We start from the raw sequence: 21,280 nt of genomic DNA on the forward strand, positions 1-21,280 counted from the left end.
CCAGGATTTTTGGAGTTGGGGCATGGGGTTGGCGAATTGGGGACGGCTGGCGGACAGCAACGCGGGCCCGGCACACCGGTCTATGGCAAAGGGCCGGTCTATGGCAAAGGGAATGGCCGCATTGCTGGCGGGTGCAGCGGCGATCGCGCTGCTCACGCCGTCGGCCAACGCGCAACAGGCTGCCCAAACAGACCAGCAGCAGACCGAACAGGCGCCTGAAGAGGCTGGGCAGGCCCCGGCAGGCGTAACGCTGCTCGACCAGATCCTGGTCATCAGCCGCACTGGCGAGACGGCGATCGATTCTCTGGCTTCGGCCAGTCATGTCGATCAGGAGCAATTGGAACGCCGCATGGCGACGACGCCTAACGAAATGTTGTTGGGTGTGCCTGGAGTAGCGGTCCAGGCGGACGCAAGGCGCGTCAGTTCCAGCATCAATATCCGTGGCTTGCAGGATTTCGGCCGCGTCGCGGTGATCGTCGACGGTGCGCGGCAGAATTTCCAGCGCTCCGACCACGGCACGCAATCCACCTTCTATGTCGACCCGGAGCTCATCAAATCCGTCGACGTCATCCGCGGCCCCGTCGCCAACACCTACGGTTCGGGCGCCATCGGCGGCGTTGTCTTTTTCGAGACCAAGGACGCGGACGATTTTCTTCGCGACGGCGAAACCTGGGCGGCGTCAGCGACCGGACGCTACGAGAGCAATGGCGAGGGCTGGACGACCAGCGCTGCCGGCGCCTACCGTTTCAACGAAAACTGGGATGTCCTCGGCAACATCGTCTATCGCGACTACGACGACTACAAGGATGGCGGCGGCGATACAGTGAACGGCACCGGCTTCGACGTCTTGAGCGGCCTTCTCAAGACAACCATCCGCCCCAGCGAAAACAGCGAATTGAAGCTGGGCTGGAATGGCACGAGCGACGGGTGGAACGAGGTCAGCGGCGGCACGGCGGTGAATGACGTCGACCTGGAGGCGAATACCTTCACCGCCCGCTACAACATCACCGATGAAGACAAGAGCTGGCTCGATCTCCATATCAACGCCTCCTACAACAAGACCAAGCTGGACATGACAAGCCTTGTCCCGCAGAACCGGTTTGATCCCGTCACCGGTCTCCCCATCGTCCTGCCGGCGGGTTCGATGTCGACTTTCGATATCGGCACCTCGGGCATCGACATCTGGAACACTTCGCGCTTCGAGACCGCCGGGATCGCGCACGAGCTGACCTATGGCGGCGACTGGGTTGGCGATGACGTCGAGACGGGTGGCGCCGCAGGCGGCGACAGTTTCTATACCCCTTCGGGCAAGCGGAACGTTTCCGGCGCCTACATCCAGGACAAGCTCACCTGGGACTGGCTCGAGATCGTCGCCGGCCTGCGCTACGACAGTTACAAGCTCGACAGCGATGTCGGCGAAACCTCCGGCGACCGGCTGTCGCCGCGCATCACCGTCGGCGTCTCGCCGTTCGAAACCGCCAGCCTTTCGGGACTGCAATTCTACGGCACCTATGCGGAGGGATATCGCTCCCCGTCGCTGTCGGAAACCCTCATCAGTGGCAACCATCCGGCAGGCGTCAGCTTTCCGTTTCTTCCCAATCCCGATCTGAAGCCTGAAACCGGCAAGACCGTCGAATTCGGCGTCAACTACAAGCACAACGACCTCCTCGAGGCCGGCGACGCGTTTCGCTTCAAGGCGGCCTACTTCAACAACGACGTCGAAGACTACATCGACGGCGTCACCCTGTCGGCCTTCGATCCGACCAGTGGCTGCCCGTTCGGCCCCGGCATCCCGATCTGCTTCCAGTACCAGAACTTCGCAAAAGCCAAGATCCGCGGCTTTGAAATGGAGGGCGTCTACGACGCCGCCTGGGGTTTCGCCGGGCTTTCGGCATCGATCATCGATGGCCACACCATCTCCTATGACGGCGAGCGGGCAGACCTCGTTACCGTTCCCTCTTCCCAGGTCACCGCGCAACTCGGCTTCCGCTTCCTGGAGGACAAGCTGACCGTCGGCGGCGAGGTGCAGTACAATGGCAAGCCGAAGGGCAACGCGATCGCCAAGGACTACACGCTGGTCAACGCTTTCGCCAGCTACCAGGCGACCGACAATTTCAAGGTCGATTTCCGCGCCGACAATCTGTTCGACGTGAAATACACCAATCCGTTGAATGCCTCGGCCACGAGTGTAGTTTACGAGCCTGGCGTCACGCTGAAGCTGGCGGCCACGATGCGGTTTGGAGGTTGACGACAATGGCAAGCTTGACGGCATCCCTTCGCCTGCTGACCTCGGCGCTGGCGATGCCGCTTGTGATGGGTCCGGCGTGGGCGCAAGAGTCCGCGCCGGTCCCTGCTCTCACACTTGAGCTCAACGGCGCACAACCCTCCGACAAGGGCTGCCGTCTGACGTTCGTGGTCAACAACACCCTGGGCGCCGACCTCTCGAAAGCGGCGTTCGAGATCGCGCTGTTCAACGAAGCCGGCGTCGTCGACCGGCTGACCGTGCTCGACTTCAAGGACCTGCCGGCGGGCAAGACCAAGGTGACGCGTTTCGATCTTGCCGGCGCCGACTGCGCCAAGGTCAGCCGCGTGCTGATCAACAGCACGACGGAATGCGCGGGCACCGGCATCGAGCCGGACGCCTGCATGCGCGGCCTGAAGACCGAGACCAAGACTGGCATCGCGTTCGGGGTCTGAGAAGACAGTGGGACTGGAGCCCGCACTCGGACGGAACATCGTGGCATGGCCGTTGGCCACCTCCGTTCTGTGGTCGCCAGGGGCAAATGATCTTGATTTGACAAGTCCGCGCCGGTCGCGGCAGGTCTCGTCGCGAGCCATGCAGAAAATCAGCCCCCTCCCCGACGCCAAAGGCGAACTGGCGATTGCGCCGACCGAACCGCTTGCGCCGGCCCGGCCGTCAGCCATGAGCCGCAAATGGGCGGCGGCGATCATCGCCTCCTGCCTGTTTCATGCCGCGGTGGCGGCCGCCTTTCTCATCACACCTGCCGGCACATTCGATTCCAAGGATGCAATCCAGATGGAAGGCACCGATCAAACCGGCGCCAACGTGGTTGGCAGCGCCTTGGATGCTCAGGCCCCGGGCGCGATGAACGTTACCTTGGTGCCCGACCCACGGCCGGCCAAACCTGAGGTCAAGCCCGAGCCGCCTGCCGACCGGCCCGCCAGGGAAATGGCCGCGCAGCCCCCCGCGCCCTTGCCCCGGGTCGCCAAACAACCCATCGCCGCCCCAGACATACCGATGGCCGACACCTCGCGCCTGGACGAACAGAGCGCGGCTCCGAAGATTGAAACGCCGGCAGAGCCGGCTGCTCCGGCCGAAAGCACCGAGGCGCCTCCTGCCGATGTCGGACAGCCGCCGATCCCGACTGCAAGGCCAAGCGCGACAGCAGGTCTTGGCGGAGCGGGCGAAACGAACGAGGCCCGCGGCGCGGCGGATGGCGAGGAACGCGACGCGGTGACTTCCAGCACGGGCAAGAAGCAGGCAGCGGCAGGCAATGCGATAGAATCCCGCTACAGCGGTGAAGTTCAGAAAAAGCTTGCCCGCGCCAACCGTCGTGTTTCGAAATCGATACAAGCGAGCGCTCGCAACAATGCCAGGGTCGTATTCGTTGTCATGGCCGACGGCAGCATCAGCGACATACAGCTTGCCGAAAGCTCAGGTTCTGCGGAACTTGATCAATTCGCTTTGGCACTGGTGCGCAAGCAAGCACCGTTCCCTCCCATTCCAACCGAAACCGGCAAGTCAAGTTGGGTGTTCAAAGCGCGGATCGGTCCATTTTGACAGCCTGCGCCTCGGCGTTTCAGGCAATCCACCAAGCATCATAATCCGCAATCCCGAAAGGACAGCCAATGTACATCGCCATGAACCGCTTCAAGGTCCAGAACGGCTCTGAGGAGGCCTTCGAGGACGTCTGGAAGAACCGTGATTCCAGCCTTTCGGAGATGAAAGGTTTCAAGGGATTTCATCTGCTGCGCGGTCCGGTCAACGAAGCCGAAGGCTATACGCTGTTCGCCTCGCACACGGTGTGGGCGAGCCATGAGGATTTTGTCGCCTGGACCAAATCCGAGAATTTTCGCGCCGCGCACCGCAACGCCGGCACCACCAAGGTGCACTATCTCGGCCATCCGCAATTCGAGGGCTTTTCGGTCGTCGAGGGCGCGTGAGGTGGCCTCGCCCGCAGCCGACGCGGCCCGCAGCATTCCTGTGCTGCCCTCGCCCGACATCAAGGCAACGCGCGATTTCTACCGCGACCAGCTCGGTTTCGGCATCGTCGGGCCGGAGATGGACGACTATCTCATCATGCGCCGCAACGAGATCGAGATTCACTTCTGGAAGAGCGACGACCGCAAGCTGCCAGAAGTGTCGTCCTGCTATATCAGAGGCGGCGAGGTGCCGGCGCTGCATGCCGAATTTTCGGCGCGCGGCATCGAGAAACTCAGCCCCTTCACCATTCGCCCGTGGAACATGAAGGAATTCTACGTCTGGGACCCGCATGGCAACCTGCTGAAATTCGGCTGCGCGCCCGAGGAAGTGTAAGGCTTCGGCGGGTCAATCGCGTCAGACCAATCGCCGATCTCGGTGCCGCCCCTCATCGCCTGCCGGGCACTTCTCCCCGTGAACGACGGGGAGAAGGGGCTTGGTCGCAACGCTGGCGACCCCCTCTCCCGGTTCTTCACGGGGAGAGGGTAAGGGTGAGGGGCAGCGCCAACATCAAGCGATTGCCACGACGCCTAAGAGCAACGAAAAGTCATCGCTGAATCTTACGCCGCGGCCAGCAGGCTGGCATTGCCGCCCGCGGCCGTGGTGTCGACGCAGACGGCGCGCTCATGCGCGTAGGCCGCCGGGTTGAGCACTTCGCTGACCAGCGGCACGATTGGACCGACGCGGTCGGCGATGACTTTCCGCACGATGCGCGCGGCCTCGGGCGTGCCGGAAAAGGCGACGACGTCGACGCGCAGCGAGCGCGCCTCGACCGGGTCGGGACGGCCGTCGATGGCCGCCAGCGGCAGGCCCTTGCCGGTCAGCGCCGACAGTGCCGCCGGCGCACCGGGCGCGACGGCCAGCACCGCGTTGCCGGCCGCGAGCGCCTGGATGGTCTGGGCAAGCAGCGTGTCGGCGTCCGGCCCCAGGCAGAGCACGCGACCGCGCGGCGACAGCGACAGCGTGTTGGCCTCGCCGGTCGGTCCGGGCAGATCGATCTGACCGAAATCGATGCTGGCGGCGGCACCAATGGCCGCGGCACCCTTGCCGCGCAAGTGCTTTCTGAGCACCGCCACCCGGTCAGCCCGCGTCGACCAGTCGCCCAGCGTGGGGTCTGGCAGATTATCGGCCAGCTCTGTCGCCGTTACCTTGCGGCCGTCAAGGATAGGCGTGCCCGCCTCCGGCCCCTTGCGGAATCGCCTGAGATAGTGCGGCCCGCCAGCCTTCGGCCCGGTGCCCGAAAGCCCTTCTCCACCGAAGGGCTGCGAGCCGACCACGGCGCCGATCTGGTTGCGGTTGACGTAGATGTTGCCGGCATGGATGCCGTCGACAAAATGCTGGGCGCGACCTTCGATGCGCGTGTGCAGGCCAAAGGTCAGGCCATAACCCTTGCGGTTGATCGCGGCGATCACCGCATCGATGTCGTCGGCGTCGAACGTGGCGACATGCAGCACCGGCCCGAACACTTCGCGCTCCATGTCCTCGATGCCCTTGACCCGAAAGACATGCGGCGCAACGAAGCGGCCGTTCTTCGGCGCTTCGAGCTTGGCGATCAGCCGGCCCTGCAGACCCATCCTGGTGCAATAGTCGCGGATCGATTTTTGCGCCTCGTCATCGATGACCGGGCCGACATCGGTGGAGATCTGCCAGGGATCGCCGAGGCTGAGCGCTTCCATCGCGCCCTTCAGCATCTCCAGCATCTTCCTCTCGACGTCCTTCTGCACGTAAAGCACGCGCAGCGCCGAACAGCGCTGGCCAGCGCTCTGGAAAGCCGAGGCAAGGATGTCGCGCACCGCCTGCTCGGGAAGCGCGGTGGAATCGACGATCATCGCATTCAACCCGCCGGTCTCGGCGATCAGCATGGCGTCGGGCGCGGCGGTCTCGGCCAGTTGCTTTTCGATCAGCTTGGCGACCTCGGTCGAGCCGGTGAAGCAGACGCCGGCAATACGTGGATCGGCGGTGAGCGGGCCGCCGACCGAGGGGCCATCGCCAGGCAGAAGCTGGATGACGTCTTCGGGCACACCGGCCTCGCGCAGCAATTCGACGGCGCGGAAGGCGATCAGCGACGTCTGCTCGGCCGGCTTTGCGATGACCGAATTGCCGGTGACGAGTGCTGCCGCGATCTGGCCGGTGAAGATGGCGAGCGGAAAGTTCCACGGCGAGATGCAGGCGATCACGCCGCGCGCCTCGGTGCCCGGCTCGGCACTGGCCGCTTCGGCTGCGTAATAGCGCAGGAAATCGACCGCTTCGCGCACCTCGGCAACACCGTCGGCCAGCGATTTGCCGGCCTCGCGGGTGGCGAGCGCAAAGAACTCGACGGCGTTGGCTTCATAGAGGTCGGCGGCGCGGTTGAGGATGGCTGCGCGTTCGGCAACGGCACGCTTCGCCCAGGCCGGCTGCGCTTCCACGGCGATGCGCACGGCAGTCGCGACCTGCTTGGCGGTCGCCTCGCTGACCGTCCCGACCACCTCGTCGGGCTTTGCCGGATTGGCGACCGGGCGCTGCTTGCCATAGCCGGCGGCGCGGGTGATCGGCTTGGCGTGCCAGCGATCCGGTCCGGCGAACTCCGCCCTGGCCGTCTCGATCGCAGTCAGCGTGACGGTGTCGGTGATGTCGAACCCCTTCGAATTGCGGCGGCCGGCGCCGAAGATCGCCGACGGCCGGGCGATCGCCGGATTGGCGGCGGGACCCTGTTTCTCGACCGTTTCGAGCGGGTCGCGGGCGATCTCCTCCGGCTCGACCTCCTCGTCGGTGAGCTGATGCACGAAGGAGGAGTTGGCGCCGTTCTCCAGCAGCCGGCGGACCAGATAGGCAAGCAGGTCGGAATGCGCGCCGACCGGCGCATAGATGCGGCAGCGCGTGCCCTCGGCCCGACGCACCGTCTCGTGCAGCGCCTCGCCCATGCCGTGCAGGCGCTGGAACTCGAAGGAGTCACGCTCCCCGGTCATCGACAGGATGGCGGCGACCGTGTGGGCGTTGTGGGTGGCGAATTGCGGATAGATGCGGTCGGTCATCGACAAAAGCTTCTTTGCGCAGGCCAGGTAGGACACGTCGGTGTTGGCCTTGCGGGTGAAGACCGGATAGCCGTCGAGCCCCAGCGTCTGCGCTCGCTTGATCTCGGTGTCCCAATAGGCGCCTTTGACCAGCCGCACCATGATGGTGCGGTCGTATTTCTTCGCCAGCGCATGAAGCCAGTCGATGGTGAAGGCGGCGCGCGGACCATAGGCCTGGACGACGACGCCAAAACCGTTCCAGCCGGCAAGCTCCGGCTCGGCCAGCACCCGTTCGATGACGTCGAGCGACAGGTCGAGGCGGTCGGCCTCCTCGGCGTCGACGTTGAGGCCCATGCGCGAGTGGCGCGCCGCCAGCGCCAGCGACAAGAGCCGCTCGGCCATGACAGGCAGCATCTTTTCCTTCTGCGCCACCTCGTAACGCGGATGCAGCGCCGACAGCTTGACCGAGATGCCGTGGTTCTGGCGGATGTCGGGGCCGTTGGCGCCGGCATCGAGCGAGGAGATGGCGTCGGCATAGGCCTTGAGATAGCGCAAGGCGTCGGCCTCGGTGCGGGCTGCCTCGCCCAGCATGTCGAAGGAATAGAGATAGCCCTTCTGGGTCATCGTCCGGCCGCGCTTGACGGCCTCGGCAATGGTGCGACCGAGCACGAACTGCTCACCCATTTCGCGCATTGCGGCGGCGACTGCCTTGCGGATGACCGGCTCGCCCAGCCGGCGCACCATGGCGCGCAGCGTGCCTTCGATGCCGCCCTCGCCTTCGTCGAGCACCCGGCCGGTCAGCATCAGCGCCCAGGTCGACGCATTGACGAAAATCGAGCTCGAACCGCCCGAATGCGCCGACCAGTCGTGCGGCGCGATCTTGTCGGCGATGAGGTCGTCCATCGTCTCGGTGTCGGGCACCCGCAGCAGCGCCTCGGCCAGGCACATCAGCGCCACGCCCTCCTTGGTGGACAGGCCGTAGGCGGACAGGAACACTTCCATCAGCCGCGGATCGGACGAGCCGCGCACCGCCCGCACCAGATCGGCGGCACGGGCCGAGATCGCCTTCTGCTCTTTGGCCGAAAGCCCCGTCGCCTCGGCCAGCCGCTTCACGGCCTCGTCTTCGTCAGGCAAATAATTGGCACGGATCTGCTGGCGGATGGCATCGAGCGCTGGCATGGCGGTCCTGTAGAGCGAGCATCAGGGGGCGGGCCGGCGGTCACCGGACCGAATGGCGCAAGCTAGCACAAAGCCCGATTTCAGTCGGTCCAAAGAAATCGACAGGACAGGTCGATTGGTCTATCGTGGGTCTGAATTTTCTCCAGTTTGACCACAAATCCGATGATGGAAGACCAATTGGACCGCATTGACAGGAACATCCTGTCGGCGCTGGCGCGCGACGGGCGGCTTTCCATGTCGGAACTCGCGGCAAAAGTCGGCCTGTCGAAGACGCCGGTACAGGCGCGGGTCAAGCGGCTGGAAAAGGACGGCGTCATCCGTGGCTACCAGGCGATCATCGACCGTGAGCGCATGGGCGAAGGCCATGTCGCCTTCGTCCAGGTGAAATTATCGGACACCCGCTCGGCCGCGCTCGAAGCCTTCAACCGCGCCGTGCAGGCGGTGCCGGAGATCGAGCAGTGCCACATGATGGCGTCGAGCTTCGACTATCTCCTGAAGGTCCGCACCACGGACATCGCAGCCTACCGCCGCGTGCTCGGCGAGCGCATCTCCGCCCTGCCCCACGTCGCCCAGACCTCGACCTTCGTTGCGATGGAAACGGTGAAGGATCGGTAGCTCACTCCGCCAGCGTCTTCAGGAACGCCACCAGCGCCGCGCGTTCGCGGTCCGAAAGTTGCAGCGGGTGGATTTCGGATTCACCCTCGACACTCGTCGGCGCCGTCGAATAATGCGCCACCACCTCGTCGAGCGACGAGAACTGCCCGGCATGCATGTAGGGCGCCCGGTTGGCGGCGCCGCGCAGCGACGGCGTCTTGTAGGCGCGGATGAGTTCCGGTCCGGCCTTGACCATGAAGCGCAGTTCGCCGCAGGCGCTGGCGTCGCCATCGCGAAAGGCGCCGAGACAGTTGAACGGGTCGGCTTCGACCTGCGCCACCGCGTCCATGCGGCCGCGGTCCGGCGGCAAATTCGCAACCGGCGGCACGCCGGTGTTGTGAAAGCTGCTGTCGGTGAAACGCGGGCCGGTATGGCACGTCACGCAATTGGCCTTGCCGATGAACAGCTTCAGCCCGAGGATTTCCTCAGGCGAAAAGGCATCGTCGCCTTGCGGCTGTATACCGGTAGCCAAGGCGGCGGCGAACCGGTCGAAGCGCGTCCGCGGCGGCGCGATCGAGCGCTCGAAGGCGGCGATCGCCTTGCCGATATTGGCGAAGACGCGGTTGACGGCCTCGGCCTGCGCAGCGGGCATGGCGTTCCACGCCGCTTTCTCGGCATCGCTGCCGAGCGGGCTGGCATTGGCCGCCACATCGGAAAGGTCGGGCAGCGGCCCGAAGATGCGCTCGTAGCGCTCGCCGAAACGCGCCTTGATATAGTGCGCATAGGCGGCGCGGTTGCCGGCCTGCTCCAGCGGATTTTCCAGCGGCGCCAGCGCCTGCGCCCAAAGACTGTCGCGCCGTCCGTCCCAGAAGAACCATGGATCGTGCGCGACGCCGGCCAGCGGCATGGTGCGCCGGTTGGTGCGTCCGACGCCGACCGCCCGCGGCAGGTCGTCCTGGAACTGCCGGTCGATCTTGTGGCAGGTCGAGCAGGAGACCATGCCGTCGCCGCTCATCCCGACGTCGAAGAACAGCGTCGAGCCAAGGGCGGCGGCGGCCGGCACATCGGCGTAGCGGTTGGTGGTGTCGGTCTTCAGCGGTGGCAGCGCCGACAGCGCCAGCGAGGCGATGGTCTTCTTCTCGGCATCGGAAAACGCCGGCTTGCCGCAGCCGGCGAGCACGGCCATCGCCATCAGCACGAGAAGACGCGAAAGCCGGCTCATCTTGCTCCGGCTCTCACAGCAGCACGTTGAAGACGACCGTGTCGGATCCGGCCGCCGCGGAGATGGCGAAATGCAATTGCCACAATCCGCTCATCGTGAATTTCACCCCGTCGATGCGATAGCACCCTTCGCCGAGATAATCGGTCGCCTGCGGGCTGGTCGGCAGACCGTGCCTGTGCTGCGGCATGCCGCCCGAAATCGCGATCGCGGCACCCTCCACCGGGGCTCCCGCAACTGTCTTGAGGGTCAGCAGCCAGGATTGCAGCTCGCCTTGCCGGATAACGCCCCGCTCCGGCTCGAAACTGGCCACGAACAACCCGTTCGCCGTCGATTTCGAGCGTACAATCTCGGAGCCGGCCCGCTGTGGTGCGTGCGGCGCGGTCAGATAGACGGCGGCGAGAACGCCAGTCAGCAATGCAGCCAGACCGAGACCTGCCAGAACATAGCGCCATAACGATGCCAAACCGGTTCCCTCTCCCAGGATAACGTCTTGCTGGGCAGATCGCGTCCCGCCGCGCCGTCGAGAAAACGCATCTGGCGCAAAATCCGCTGACGCCAAGCATGGCGCTGCCGGCCGCAAAAAGCTACAGCAGCGCAGTTACGCGGAGAGAGATTCATGACAGGAAACGGCGTCGCCTCGATCGGTGAATGCATGCTCGAACTTTCAGGCCAGGCGGGACCGAACTGGCGCATGGGTTTTGCCGGCGACACGTTCAACACGCTGTGGGCGCTGCATGCGCTGAGCGGCGACCGGCCGGCGACCTATGTCTCGGCCTTCGGCGACGACCCGTTCTCGCGCAGCCAGATCGATTTCTTCGCGCAAAATGGCATCGGCATCGGCGCCAGCCCGGTCATACCGGGCGCACGGCCCGGCCTCTATGCGATCACGCTGACCGGTGCCGAACGCTCCTTCACCTACTGGCGCGGCGATGCGGCCGCAAGGCAGCTTGCCTCCGACGCGCAAGCATTGGCGAAAAGCCTTGAAAATCAGGCGCTTGTCTACTTTTCCGGAATCACTTTGGCAATTCTGGATGATGCCGCGCGCAAGACATTGCTGGCAGTGGTGGCCAAGGCGCGCGCCGCCGGCTCACTTGTCGCCTTCGATCCCAACTACCGGCCGCGGCTATGGCGCCAAAAGGAGGAAGCGCAAGCCTCGATCCTCGATGCGCTTGCAGTCACCGACATCGCGCTGCCGACCTTTCCCGACGAGCAGATGCTGTTCGGCGACGCAACGCCGCAGGCGACCGCGAAACGGCTGGGAAAGCTGGTCGCCGAGGTCGTCGTCAAGAACGGCGAGAAACCGGCGCTGATCGCCGCAAACGAAACGCTACGTTCCGTTCCGGCCGTGCATGTCGCCGCCCCCGTCGACACGACCGGCGCCGGCGATTCGTTCAACGGCGCCTATCTCGCCGCCCGGCTCGCCGGCCATGCCCCGGCCGCGGCCGTGCTGCGCGCGCATCGCGTCGCAGCAAGCGTCGTCCAGGTGCGCGGCGCGCTGGCGCCGTTCGAGACGCTGAGGGCGGCGTTCGAAGATCAAGCAGGCTGATGAGAGCGGAGGTCGAACTCCGCCCCGCTTGTGCGAGCCATCGCTTCTAGCCGCACGCGTGAGTACTCCGGCCGAAAGTGCTTGAGGTTTCACGTCCGCTGGCGTGCAGCCCGAGGCGGTCGCTATCCGCGCTTTTCGATGACGCCATACAGGACGTTGCGGTTCTCGCCAAAGAACACCTGCGCCTCGACGGTGTTGCGGTCGACGCTGGCATTGATGATGTTCCACATGTCGGCCTCCGAGCGCTGCAGCAGCGCCCAGTTCATGACCGTCTCCATGAAGCCGTCGTCGATCATTTCCGGCGAGAAATTGGCGAAGAGAAAGGTCCCGCCCGGCTTCAGCTTGCGCAGGCAGCACCGGGTGAGCTTAACGGCTACCTTGTGGGTAAGGTAATCGTAGAGACCCGCCGCATAGATAAAATCGAACCGGCCGAGTTCGTAGGCGTTGGTCAGCAGGCCACTAACGGAGCCGTCGAGCGCCTCAACGGCGGTTCCGCGAAAGTCGCGCGCGACCGATCCTACGCTCTGGGGATCCTGATCGAGTGCAATCCACCGCTTGATCCGCCCTTCGCGAAGGGCGGCGGAACGATCGGCTTCGCGCAGATGTCCCGCGGCGATGGTGAGGATTTCCGTCTCCCGCCCTTGAAGAGCCGCGGTTTCGTCGACATGCCGCGCCAGGAGATCGCGCCGCTCCCTCACTGCGTTCGAGGAAAGGGAATCCTTCGTGCTGTCGTAAAGCGCCTTCCCGAGCGGGCTGGCGCCGGCGATCTCCGCCGCGACGCTCGGATGGCCGTAGATAAAGTCAAGCAGATGGGCGTCGCCCGAATACCCCCTGGGCTTTTCGAACGACCAGCGCGTGAAAGGATCCTGCAGGAAGAACTCCAGGGCCGGGTGGTTCTGGGCGATCGGGATGAGTTCCTGCCAGACCGCCGGATGCACCTTGCCGCGCAATGCATGCAGATCGATATTGGCGCGATTGATGATCGCGGCCGTGTCGCTCTCCCGTTCGAACCTTTGCCCGGCAAACCCCAGGACCAGCGCCAGCTCGGCCTTGCCGGCTTCGAACTGCTCGTCATGCCGACGGGGGCGGCGCGGGGAAACCAACGCGTCCGCGATTGCTTTGGGAGTTATAAGACTTTCCCCGTCGAACGACATTTGATTCATACTGCAACCTTTATGTTAATACTCCATTAACCTACGGCTAAATGAAAGCGTTTGCCAAGGAGGACGAAAGCAAATTCTCCTGTACGGTCGGCGTGTGTGCAGTCGGCGCCCGTTGCCACCGAATATTTGATGAAAATTGGCGGAATGCCGAAGAACCTTAGGTAATGAGGCATCTGCTATGGTGGTCTCGTTGGAGCCTGAAACGAGTTGCGGTCGGGTCGGGGGATCGGTCTGTCTGGCGTGCGACGAACATCGCGGTCGAACGCCGTCCAACCGTGAAGTGTAACAAATCGCGTTGCGCGAGGGGGGCAATCCGCTGGGTCAGTCCGTGCCAGAACCGTCGACCGATCGTGTCGAAGAAGGTCTGCCGCAGCGGCGCCAGCTGTCGCGGGAGGAGCTTCCCGTTCTCTACCGGCAGTACCACGACGAATATGGAACGAAGGCGACCAGGCTAGGGATCTGGTCCTCGTTTTTCGTCTACATGCTCTTCTCGATCACCGATATCCTGCTGGTGCCGGACGTCGCGGCCTACACCGTCGCCGCGCGCTTCACGTTCGGCGTGGTAATGTTGTCGATATTCGAGTTGCTGTTTCGCTGGAACGGCAGATCCGCCTGGTTGGACCGGCTCTGCGCCGCGGCCGTCTTCCTCGGATATTTGATCTGGCTCGTCCCGTCGATGATGACCGAGCACACGGTAAACATGTCGTACTACATGGTTTTCGGCGCCATTTTCATGATGGGCGCGAACCTGTTTTTCAGCTTTCAATTTCAGTTGTCGGTCATAACCTCGAGCCTTGTGTTTTCCGTTTTCTTCCTGGCCATGATGGTCCTCTATCCGCACGACACGTCGTATCAGATCGCTTTCGGCACCTTCTATCTCTCATGCTTCGTTTTCACGTCCTACGTGAACTGGAAGCTGAATGAGGAGCGTTACAACGTCTTCCTGAACGCCCTCGAGGCCAAAATCCAGCACAAGGAAGCCACTGAACGCGGACAGGCGCTGTTGAACCTGTCGAGAACCGATCCGCTTACGGGGTTGGAGAATCGGCGGGCGATCGACGAGAAGCTGCGGCACTACTGGAGCGACTGGCAAAGGTATGGCAGCGGTTTTGTGGCGATCCTCATCGACGTGGACTTCTTCAAAAGGTTCAATGACTTCTACGGGCATCAAGAAGGCGACCGCTGCCTTATTCTTGTCGCCAATGCCCTTGCCGATATGGTCAAGCAGCACAATGGCTCGATCGGCCGCTACGGCGGTGAGGAATTCATTGTCCTGGCTCACATGGAGAAAAGAGAACAGGTCGCGGATATCGCGGAAGCCATTCGAAGCACGGTGGAGAACCTCGCGATTGCCCACGAGCACCGCAGGGACGGCACCTCGGTTGTGACGGTGAGCGTTGGCGCTGCATTCACCAGGCCGCAGACTGGCGCCAAGCTGGAGAAGATCATCCACGAGGCCGATCGCGCGCTCTATCTGTCAAAAGCAGGCGGTCGAAATTGTGCTCGGCTGTTCGATCCAAACGATCCCCAGAGCAGCGACGAGAGCGAGAACATTGCGGCTTTGCTGAAGATCGCGATCGGCCAGGATCTCGTTTCACTCGTCTATCAGCCAATCCAGAATGTCGTGTCCGGCCGAGTTGAAGCCGTCGAGGCTCTGATGCGCCTCAACATGCTGGACGGTACATCGGTTCCGCCGAGCCTGTTCATTCCCGTGGCGGAACGAACTGGCGCGATCCTGGCGCTCGGGCGCTGGGCAATAAGGACGGTGTGCGCCGAGCTTCTGGCGCACGATCACGTCCGTGTCGTCAGCGTCAACGTCTCTCCAATTCAGCTCAAGACGCCGGGCTTCGCAGCTTCTGTTGCGACCATTTTGAGCGACACTGGCGTCGCCGGCAGCAGGCTGGCCTTCGAGATCACCGAAGGGCTGGAGATGGAGATACACTCCGACATTCTTCGCTGCATCAGCGACCTGAAGCTGCTAGGGATCAGGATCTGGCTTGATGACTTCGGGACGGGCTTCGCGGGCCTCTCATGGCTTCGTTTGATCGATTTCGATACCGTGAAGATCGACCGCTCGTTTCTTCATGACTGCGGCGCCCCGAGGGGCAAGGCGATGCTGCAGGACATTATCGCCCTGGTCCGAAATCGCGGCCATAAAATCTTGATCGAAGGGGTGGAAACCGACGAGCAGATGGCCCTTGTACGCGAACTCGGCATAGATGAAGTCCAAGGCTTTTATCTCGGCCGTCCTGCCCCCGCCGCGAGGTTCCGCGCGAGACCGGCCACCCACAAACGCTCACTTTCGCTTGTTAAGTCCGCATGAACAGCGGCGGAGCGCTCGTCGGATCCACCGGAACCGGCCTGGCTCATGGCTTCGTGCTCGCCTCCCGGAACGCCGCCTCTCCGGCGTCCGACACCTCGGCCCACTTCTTGTCGGCTGCGGGATCCGCGGCGTAGCTGTCGTGCCAGTTCCACCACTTGTAGGTCGGGGTCTGGGGATAGCCCTCGGGCGAGTCCTCCCAGACCTCCTGGCGGCCCAGCGGGGTGATGTCGAGATAGTTCCAGGTGCTCCCCATCTGCTCGTCGCCGCGGTTGTTGACGAAGTAGGTGCGGAACACGCGGTCGCCGTCGCGGATGAACACGTTGTGGCCGTGCCATTCGTCCACGCCGAAGTCGGCGTCGAAGCTGTCGGTGAGGGTGAACCACGGTATGTTCCAGCCCATCCGCGCTTTCAGCCGCGCGATATCAGCCTGAGGCGCCCGCGAGACGAAGACGAGGGTGGTGTCGCGGGCGTTCAGGTGGGCGACGTGGGCGACCTGGTCGGCCACCAGGGAGCAGCCCCGGCAGGCATGGTCGGGCCAGCCGAACACTCCGGGCTCGAAGAAGGCGCGGTAGACGATCAGCTGACGCCGACCGTCGAACAGATCGAGCAGGCTCGCCTTTCCGTCAGGCCCCTCGAAGGCATACGTCTTCTCCACCGCCATCCATGGCATCCGCCGCCGCTCGGCGGCCAAGGCGTCACGGGCGTGGGTCTGGGCCTTTTCCTTCACGAGCAACTGCTCGTGGGCCGCCTGCCACGCCTGCGGCGACACCACCGGTGGTGTGTGCATGGCGGGCTGTCCGTTTTTCTGTCCGTTCTTGGCTGATGCAGTCATGGCTCAAAACCTCCTGATTTGGGCGAACTCCCGCGCCTCGTGGCTGAGGCGCGGTTCCATTCGCTGTTCATCGCTCGTTGTTGGTCGTGAGATAGTCTGGCACCGGAAAGCGGACGGTGGGAGTAACAAGTGTGGCGCTATTCCGAAGGGGGCGCCGATTACAGGCGCGCCGCGCGTGCGCCCGAAGCGGGTGATCCCTCGGGGCTTCGGGTGGATTTTTCCTGTTCCCCAACGACGCAGACGGCGGACATGATCCCTTCCGAACCGACGTCAGCGCAGGAAACCCGGGTTCAGGCGTCAGGCAATCTGAACCTATATTCCGTCACGTGATGATAGATCTGGCCCGGCCATAATGTGGCCTGCGGGAAATACGGCCGGTTCGGCGCGTCCGGCCAGACCTGCGGTTCCAGGCAGAAGCCGGAATAAGTCTTGTAACGGCGTCCCTCGAGTCCCGGCGAAGGCGGCGCCAGATACTGGCCGGTATAGAGCTGGACGCCCGGCTCAGTGGTCCAGAGCTCCATCTCGACGCCGGAATTGGCCCCTTGCGCCCATGATGCCTGCCTGAGAGGCCCGCGCGTCGAGGCAAGGCAGAAATTCTCGTCGTAGGGGAGCTGCTGGCCCTCGTTCTCCAGGCGCAACGGCCGCGCCTGGCGGAAGTCGAAGGGCGTGCCGTCGACCGGCTTCACGACGCCGGTCGGGATCAGGTCGCCATCGACTGGAAGGTAGGCGCCGGCGTTCAGCATCAGCCGGTGGTCGAGGATATCGCCGGCGCCGCCGTCATCCAGGTTGAAATAGGAATGCTGGGTGAGATTGCACAGCGTCGGCTCCTCGCAGGTCGCGGTTATCTCGAGGCTGAGCGTGCCGGGGATTTTCAGCCGGTAGGTGCAGGTCACGTCGAGCGCGCCTGGAAAGCCCATCGTGCCGTCGGGATCATGCAAGGTCAGCGTGACAAAATCCCGTCCATGCAGCGATACCGTCCACGGCCGGTGGGAATAGCCCTGCGAACCGCCATGCAGCGTGTGCTTGTCGAGGAAGTTGCGCTCGGTCTGGTGGCGCTGGCCGGCGATGGTGAAGCGGCCATCGCGGATGCGGTTGGCATAGCGCCCGACGACGGCACCGAAGAAGGCCGTATCCGTTTCATAGGCTTCGAAACTGTCATAGCCGAGCACCAGCGGCGCATCGTGCCCGGCCAGGCGCAGATCCTGGATGATGGCGCCCAGCCCGATGATGTTGGCGGTAAGGCCGCCACCACGGATGGCGAAGCGGCGGACGGCGTCGCCTGCCTGTGTCGTGCCGAAGACCTCGCCGTCCTTCATCGCCAATCAGAGGCCGAGGCCGCCGATGCAGACATATTTGGTGTCGAGATAGTCCTCGATGCCCTGATGTCCGCCTTCCTTGCCGAGGCCCGATTCCTTGACGCCGCCGAACGGCGCCTCAGGCGTGGTGATCAGGCCTTCGTTCACGCCGACCATGCCGTATTTCAGCCCTTCCATGACCCGGAAGGCGCGGCCGAGATCGCCGGTGTAGAAATAGCAGGCGAGACCGAATTCGGTGTCGTTGGCGAGTGCGATCGCTTCTTCTTCGGTTTCGAACTTGAACACGGGTGCTACCGGGCCAAAGATCTCTTCCTTCATAAAGCGCATCTTCGGCGTCGCATCGGCGATCACCGTCGGCTGGAAGAACGAGCCGCCCAGCGCGTGGCGCTTGCCGCCGGCGACGATCTTGCCGCCCTTGGCGGTGGCGTCGGCGATCAGTTCCTCGACCTTTTCCACCGCCTTCTCGTCGATCAGCGGCCCCTGCTGGACGCCATCCTCGAGGCCGGAACCGACCTTCAGACCGTTGCTGGCGGCGGCGAGCTTTTCGACAAACTTGTCATAAACGCCAGACTGAACCAGGAAGCGGTTGGTGCAGACGCAGGTCTGGCCGGAATTGCGGTATTTGGCGGTGATCGCGCCAGCGACGGCACGCTCGATGTCGGCGTCGTCGAACACGAGGAACGGCGCGTTGCCGCCAAGCTCCATCGACACTTTCTTCACGGTCGTCGACGACTTCTGGATCAGGATCTTGCCGACTTCAGTCGAGCCGGTGAAGGTGATCTTCTTGACCAGCGGGTTGGCGCAGATCTCATCGCCGATCTCACCGGCGGCGCCCGTCAGGATGTTGATGACGCCCTTGGGGAAGCCGACCTCCTCGGCGAGCGCACCCCAGGCGAGGCCTGAATAAGGCGTCTGCGACGCCGGCTTGACGACGGCGGTGCAGCCTGCGGCAAGCGCCGGGCCGAGCTTGCGGGCCAGCATCGAGGACGGGAAATTCCAAGGCGTGATGGCGGCGATGACGCCGACCGGCTCCTTGGTCACCAGGATGCGGCGGTCCGCCCAGGGCGACGGCACGACGTCGCCATAGGTGCGGCGGCCTTCTTCGGCGAACCACAGGATGTAGGACGCCGCCGAACCGATCTCGCCCTTCGATTCGAACAGCGACTTGCCCTGCTCGATGGTGAGCAGCTCGGCCAGCACGTCCTGATTGTCCATCATCGCGTCATGCAGCTTGCGCAACAGCTTCGAACGCTCGAGCGCGGTGGTCTTGCGCCATGTCTTGAAGGCGGCGTCGGCGGCTTCGATGGCGCGGCGCGTCTCGACCTTGCCCGACTTCGGCACGGTGCCGATCTTGAGGCCGGTGGCCGGATTGTTGACGTCGACCGTCTGGCCGCTGTCGGCCTGCACCCACTCGCCGTTGATGAGATTGGCCTGGCGCATGAAATGGCTGGTTTTCTGAAGCATGGTCTAGCCTCCGTTCGGCGCACTGACGGGCCGGTATCTGGATTTCTTTGGTGGGCGTGCGCACTGGCATCGATGCCGGCACGCCTGGAGCCACTGCTCTTTACCTAGGGCAAGCCCCGCAATCAATCGCAAGATGGCATATAGGGTTTGGGCCAGCGTAGGGCGAGGTCAACTTGCGCTCAAGTTTGCCATCCGAAGACATTGCTATCCAAAGACATAGACGACCACCGTCAGCCAGAAAGCCGTGGTGACGACCGCGCAGGCGGTGGCGATGGTCATCTGGTTCGACGCCAACGCCTGGCCGGTTCCGAACTGCGTGGCAATCAGGTAGGAATTGACCCCCGATGGCAGCGCGGAAGCCACGACCGCCACCTTTGCCGACAGCGGCGGCAGGCCCAACAGCCAGACCAGGCCGAGCACAACGGCCGGCATCAGAAACAGCTTCAGCGCCGACAGCGCCAGCGCCGGCCGCACATTGCCGGAGATGCCGAAACGGCACAGGCCAAGCCCCATGGCGAACAACGCGACCGGTCCGGCGATGTTGGCTAGCGCATCGACCAGCCGGACGGCCAGCGCTGGCAGTGGCAGGTCGGCTATACGCCATACCCATCCGGCCATGATGCCGATGATCAGCGGATTGGAGAACATCTTTCGAAAGAAGCTCCGGATGACGCGGAGCGGATGCACGTGCTCATCACGGCGGCCAAAAATTTCAAACAGGATGATCGACGCCATGATCATCGTCGGCAGATGCACGGAGATCAGCAGCGACAGCACCTCGAATCCACTTGGCCCGAATGTGCCAAGGACGAATGGGATGCCGAGCAGGACGAGATTGGAAAAAGCCGACGACACGCCGCCGACGACCCCGGCACGCGCATCGCGCCCGAACACCCGCGTGGTGACCAGATGGCCCGCGGCCCACGTGACTGCCGCCGCCGCGAAATAGGCCCCCCAGAACAACCAGGGCGCGGAGCCATGGAAATCGGCGTTGACCATGGTGCGGAACAGAAGCAGCGGCATCGCCACCCCGACGGCGAATTCGGCGATGGCCTCGCCCGCCTCGGCCTTCAGATAGCCGGTAAGCCCGGCCAGATAGCCGAGCGCGACAAGGCCGAAGACAAAAAGGACCGTTTCGATGAGTGGAGACATTTTTCTCCTGATAGGCGAGCCGGGATCGCAGCGCAATCGCCCCGCTTCGCCAAAACGGCCCGCGCCGCAAGCAACCAGGGCTTGGTCATGCCTTGTCTTTCAACTGAGTTTGCCGTCCCTATATGCCGGTCACCGGAACCCACCTGCCGGTCACCGGAAAAGGACATCTGATGCTTCGATTTGTGCTGGCGCTATTGCTGCTCGTCATTCCCGCCGCCGCAAATGCGACTGAAGCCGGCTGGGCATTGTTGCGCGACGGCGGACATGTGGTGCTGCTTCGCCATGCCATGGTCACCGGCACCACCGATGCGGCGAATTTCGACATCGAGAAATGCGCGACCCAGGTCAACCTCTCGGTGCGCGGCAAGCAGCAGGCGCGCAAAATCGGCGCGCTGTTCGGCGCCCGCGCGGCACCGATCGAGCGTATGCTGTCCAGCCGCTATTGCCGCTGTCTCGACACCGCCCGCATCGCTTTCAGAGAAGAGCCCGAGCCCTTCGCGCCGCTTGACCTGTTGAAGACCGACGCGAGCGAGAAAGCCGCCCAGCTCGCCGCGGTCATGGACGAGATCCGCGCTTATTCCGGCTCCGACAATCTGGTCATGGTCACCCATCTGGAAAACATCATGGCCCTCACCGGCATCTCGCCGCGCGAAGGCGAAGCCGTGATCGTCGAGCCGCAAGGCGACGGCCTGCGTGTGCTCGGCCGCGTCACCTTTTAGAAGCGAGAATATCAAACTCTCGAGGCGCTCAACTTAACCTAAGGATATTTTGTTGTGGCCGGAGGGCTCGGATCTCCCTCGAGTTCCTTCGGCAATGGCAAACTTGAACACCGCGAATGTATTTTGCGGGCGTATATCTTTCGCTCCTTTTGCTCGTGCTCTTTGATGGCTGCTGCGAGCCCTAATCCGTAAGGGCCGAGGAAGATGCCGGTCCCCCAACCGGGATGCTCTTTTTCGCGAGCATCATAGTCCGAAGCCTCAACACGGGCCTGTTGACATTCCGGCGATACCCACTTCGGATCTTGCTTCGAAAGCGACACTCCATAATCGACCGGAGAGCTCACACATCCAGTTGCTGCCGTGGCCAACGCGACTAACACTGCAAGTCTCATCCCGGGTCTTCTCCAGAGCATTTTCGAGAGTACATAGAACCCTCCTCGCTACAAGGGGGACAACTGCGATGAGGCTGGGAGAAACGCAGTTCTTGGTACCGTTGATTAACGAAAGACATGTCTGCGTCTGGCGCTTTCCGCGCGTTTAGATCAAGGGCGGCAA

Annotated in this window: 18 protein-coding genes; 9 read left to right on the forward strand and 9 right to left on the reverse strand. The window is 63.6% G+C overall.

Going from position 1 to position 21,280, the window contains the following annotated elements; translation table 11 throughout:
- Positions 1-112 precede the first annotated feature (112 nt).
- From E5X88_RS01055 to E5X88_RS01075, 5 genes are all read left to right on the forward strand, one after another.
- Entirely contained in the window at positions 113-2,248 is a 2,136-nt protein-coding gene (locus tag E5X88_RS01055) for a TonB-dependent hemoglobin/transferrin/lactoferrin family receptor (protein ID WP_292157316.1), read from the forward strand.
- A gap of 5 nt (positions 2,249-2,253) precedes the next feature.
- Positions 2,254-2,697, forward strand: a complete 444-nt coding sequence (locus E5X88_RS01060) for a hypothetical protein (protein WP_292157319.1) — start codon at positions 2,254-2,256, stop codon at positions 2,695-2,697.
- A 340-nt stretch (positions 2,698-3,037) separates the two neighbouring features.
- Positions 3,038-3,802, forward strand: a complete 765-nt coding sequence (locus tag E5X88_RS01065; protein ID WP_292157321.1) for an energy transducer TonB — start codon at positions 3,038-3,040, stop codon at positions 3,800-3,802.
- A gap of 68 nt (positions 3,803-3,870) precedes the next feature.
- Positions 3,871-4,185 (forward strand): antibiotic biosynthesis monooxygenase, encoded by a 315-nt coding sequence (locus E5X88_RS01070; RefSeq protein ID WP_292157323.1) that lies wholly within the window; start codon positions 3,871-3,873, stop codon positions 4,183-4,185.
- Position 4,186: 1 nt separating this feature from the next.
- A complete protein-coding gene (locus E5X88_RS01075; protein WP_292157324.1) occupies positions 4,187-4,558 on the forward strand; it encodes a VOC family protein in 372 nt (123 codons plus the stop codon).
- Positions 4,559-4,782: 224 nt separating this feature from the next.
- Here the strand turns inward: E5X88_RS01075 and putA are convergent, their stop codons facing one another.
- The gene (putA, locus tag E5X88_RS01080) at positions 4,783-8,394 is read right to left on the reverse strand and encodes a bifunctional proline dehydrogenase/L-glutamate gamma-semialdehyde dehydrogenase PutA (protein ID WP_292157325.1); all 3,612 of its coding nucleotides are present in this window, start codon (positions 8,392-8,394) and stop codon (positions 4,783-4,785) included.
- 162 nt (positions 8,395-8,556) lie between these two features.
- Between putA and E5X88_RS01085 the strand changes: the two genes are divergently transcribed.
- Positions 8,557-9,009 carry an Lrp/AsnC ligand binding domain-containing protein gene (locus E5X88_RS01085; RefSeq protein WP_292157326.1) on the forward strand — a complete coding sequence of 151 codons (453 nt, stop codon included), beginning with the start codon at positions 8,557-8,559 and terminating at the stop codon, positions 9,007-9,009.
- 1 nt (position 9,010) lies between these two features.
- On the opposite strand, the gene E5X88_RS01090 is transcribed toward E5X88_RS01085, so the two are convergent.
- Both E5X88_RS01090 and E5X88_RS01095 read right to left on the reverse strand, forming a co-directional pair.
- Positions 9,011-10,210, reverse strand: coding sequence for a cytochrome c peroxidase (locus E5X88_RS01090; RefSeq protein WP_292157327.1), 1,200 nt, complete (start codon positions 10,208-10,210; stop codon positions 9,011-9,013).
- Positions 10,211-10,223: 13 nt separating this feature from the next.
- Positions 10,224-10,673 carry a FixH family protein gene (locus tag E5X88_RS01095; RefSeq protein ID WP_292157328.1) on the reverse strand — a complete coding sequence of 150 codons (450 nt, stop codon included), beginning with the start codon at positions 10,671-10,673 and terminating at the stop codon, positions 10,224-10,226.
- Between the two features lie 153 nt (positions 10,674-10,826).
- Here E5X88_RS01095 and E5X88_RS01100 point away from each other — a divergent pair, with 153 nt between their 5' ends.
- The gene (locus tag E5X88_RS01100) at positions 10,827-11,756 is read left to right on the forward strand and encodes a sugar kinase (protein WP_292157329.1); all 930 of its coding nucleotides are present in this window, start codon (positions 10,827-10,829) and stop codon (positions 11,754-11,756) included.
- 122 nt (positions 11,757-11,878) lie between these two features.
- Here E5X88_RS01100 and E5X88_RS01105 read toward each other — a convergent pair whose 3' ends face one another.
- A complete protein-coding gene (locus E5X88_RS01105) occupies positions 11,879-12,919 on the reverse strand; it encodes a class I SAM-dependent methyltransferase (RefSeq protein ID WP_292157330.1) in 1,041 nt (346 codons plus the stop codon).
- Between the two features lie 382 nt (positions 12,920-13,301).
- On the opposite strand from E5X88_RS01105, the gene E5X88_RS01110 reads away from it, so the two are divergent.
- Positions 13,302-15,242 carry a GGDEF and EAL domain-containing protein gene (locus E5X88_RS01110; protein ID WP_292157648.1) on the forward strand — a complete coding sequence of 647 codons (1,941 nt, stop codon included), beginning with the start codon at positions 13,302-13,304 and terminating at the stop codon, positions 15,240-15,242.
- 43 nt (positions 15,243-15,285) lie between these two features.
- Here the strand turns inward: E5X88_RS01110 and E5X88_RS01115 are convergent, their stop codons facing one another.
- The 4 genes from E5X88_RS01115 to E5X88_RS01130 all read right to left on the reverse strand — a co-directional run bounded on the left by E5X88_RS01115 (position 15,286) and on the right by E5X88_RS01130 (position 20,006).
- Entirely contained in the window at positions 15,286-16,074 is a 789-nt protein-coding gene (locus E5X88_RS01115; protein WP_292157332.1) for a DUF899 domain-containing protein, read from the reverse strand.
- Between the two features lie 290 nt (positions 16,075-16,364).
- Positions 16,365-17,396, reverse strand: a complete 1,032-nt coding sequence (locus tag E5X88_RS01120) for an aldose epimerase family protein (protein ID WP_292157334.1) — start codon at positions 17,394-17,396, stop codon at positions 16,365-16,367.
- On the reverse strand, positions 17,397-18,854 hold the full coding sequence (locus E5X88_RS01125) for an NAD-dependent succinate-semialdehyde dehydrogenase (protein WP_292157335.1): 1,458 nt from the start codon (positions 18,852-18,854) through the stop codon (positions 17,397-17,399).
- Positions 18,855-19,058: 204 nt separating this feature from the next.
- Positions 19,059-20,006 (reverse strand): AEC family transporter, encoded by a 948-nt coding sequence (locus tag E5X88_RS01130; protein WP_292157336.1) that lies wholly within the window; start codon positions 20,004-20,006, stop codon positions 19,059-19,061.
- A 170-nt stretch (positions 20,007-20,176) separates the two neighbouring features.
- Here E5X88_RS01130 and E5X88_RS01135 point away from each other — a divergent pair, with 170 nt between their 5' ends.
- Complete coding sequence (locus E5X88_RS01135) at positions 20,177-20,725, forward strand: histidine phosphatase family protein (RefSeq protein ID WP_292157338.1); 549 nt, start codon at positions 20,177-20,179, stop codon at positions 20,723-20,725.
- 38 nt (positions 20,726-20,763) lie between these two features.
- On the opposite strand, the gene E5X88_RS01140 is transcribed toward E5X88_RS01135, so the two are convergent.
- Positions 20,764-21,117: a hypothetical protein gene (locus tag E5X88_RS01140; RefSeq protein WP_292157340.1), complete on the reverse strand. Its 354-nt coding sequence runs from the start codon at positions 21,115-21,117 to the stop codon at positions 20,764-20,766.
- Between the last annotated feature and the right edge of the window lie 163 nt (positions 21,118-21,280).

The sequence above is a fragment of the Mesorhizobium sp. genome (assembly GCF_004962245.1).
GTDB lineage: Bacteria > Pseudomonadota > Alphaproteobacteria > Rhizobiales > Rhizobiaceae > Mesorhizobium.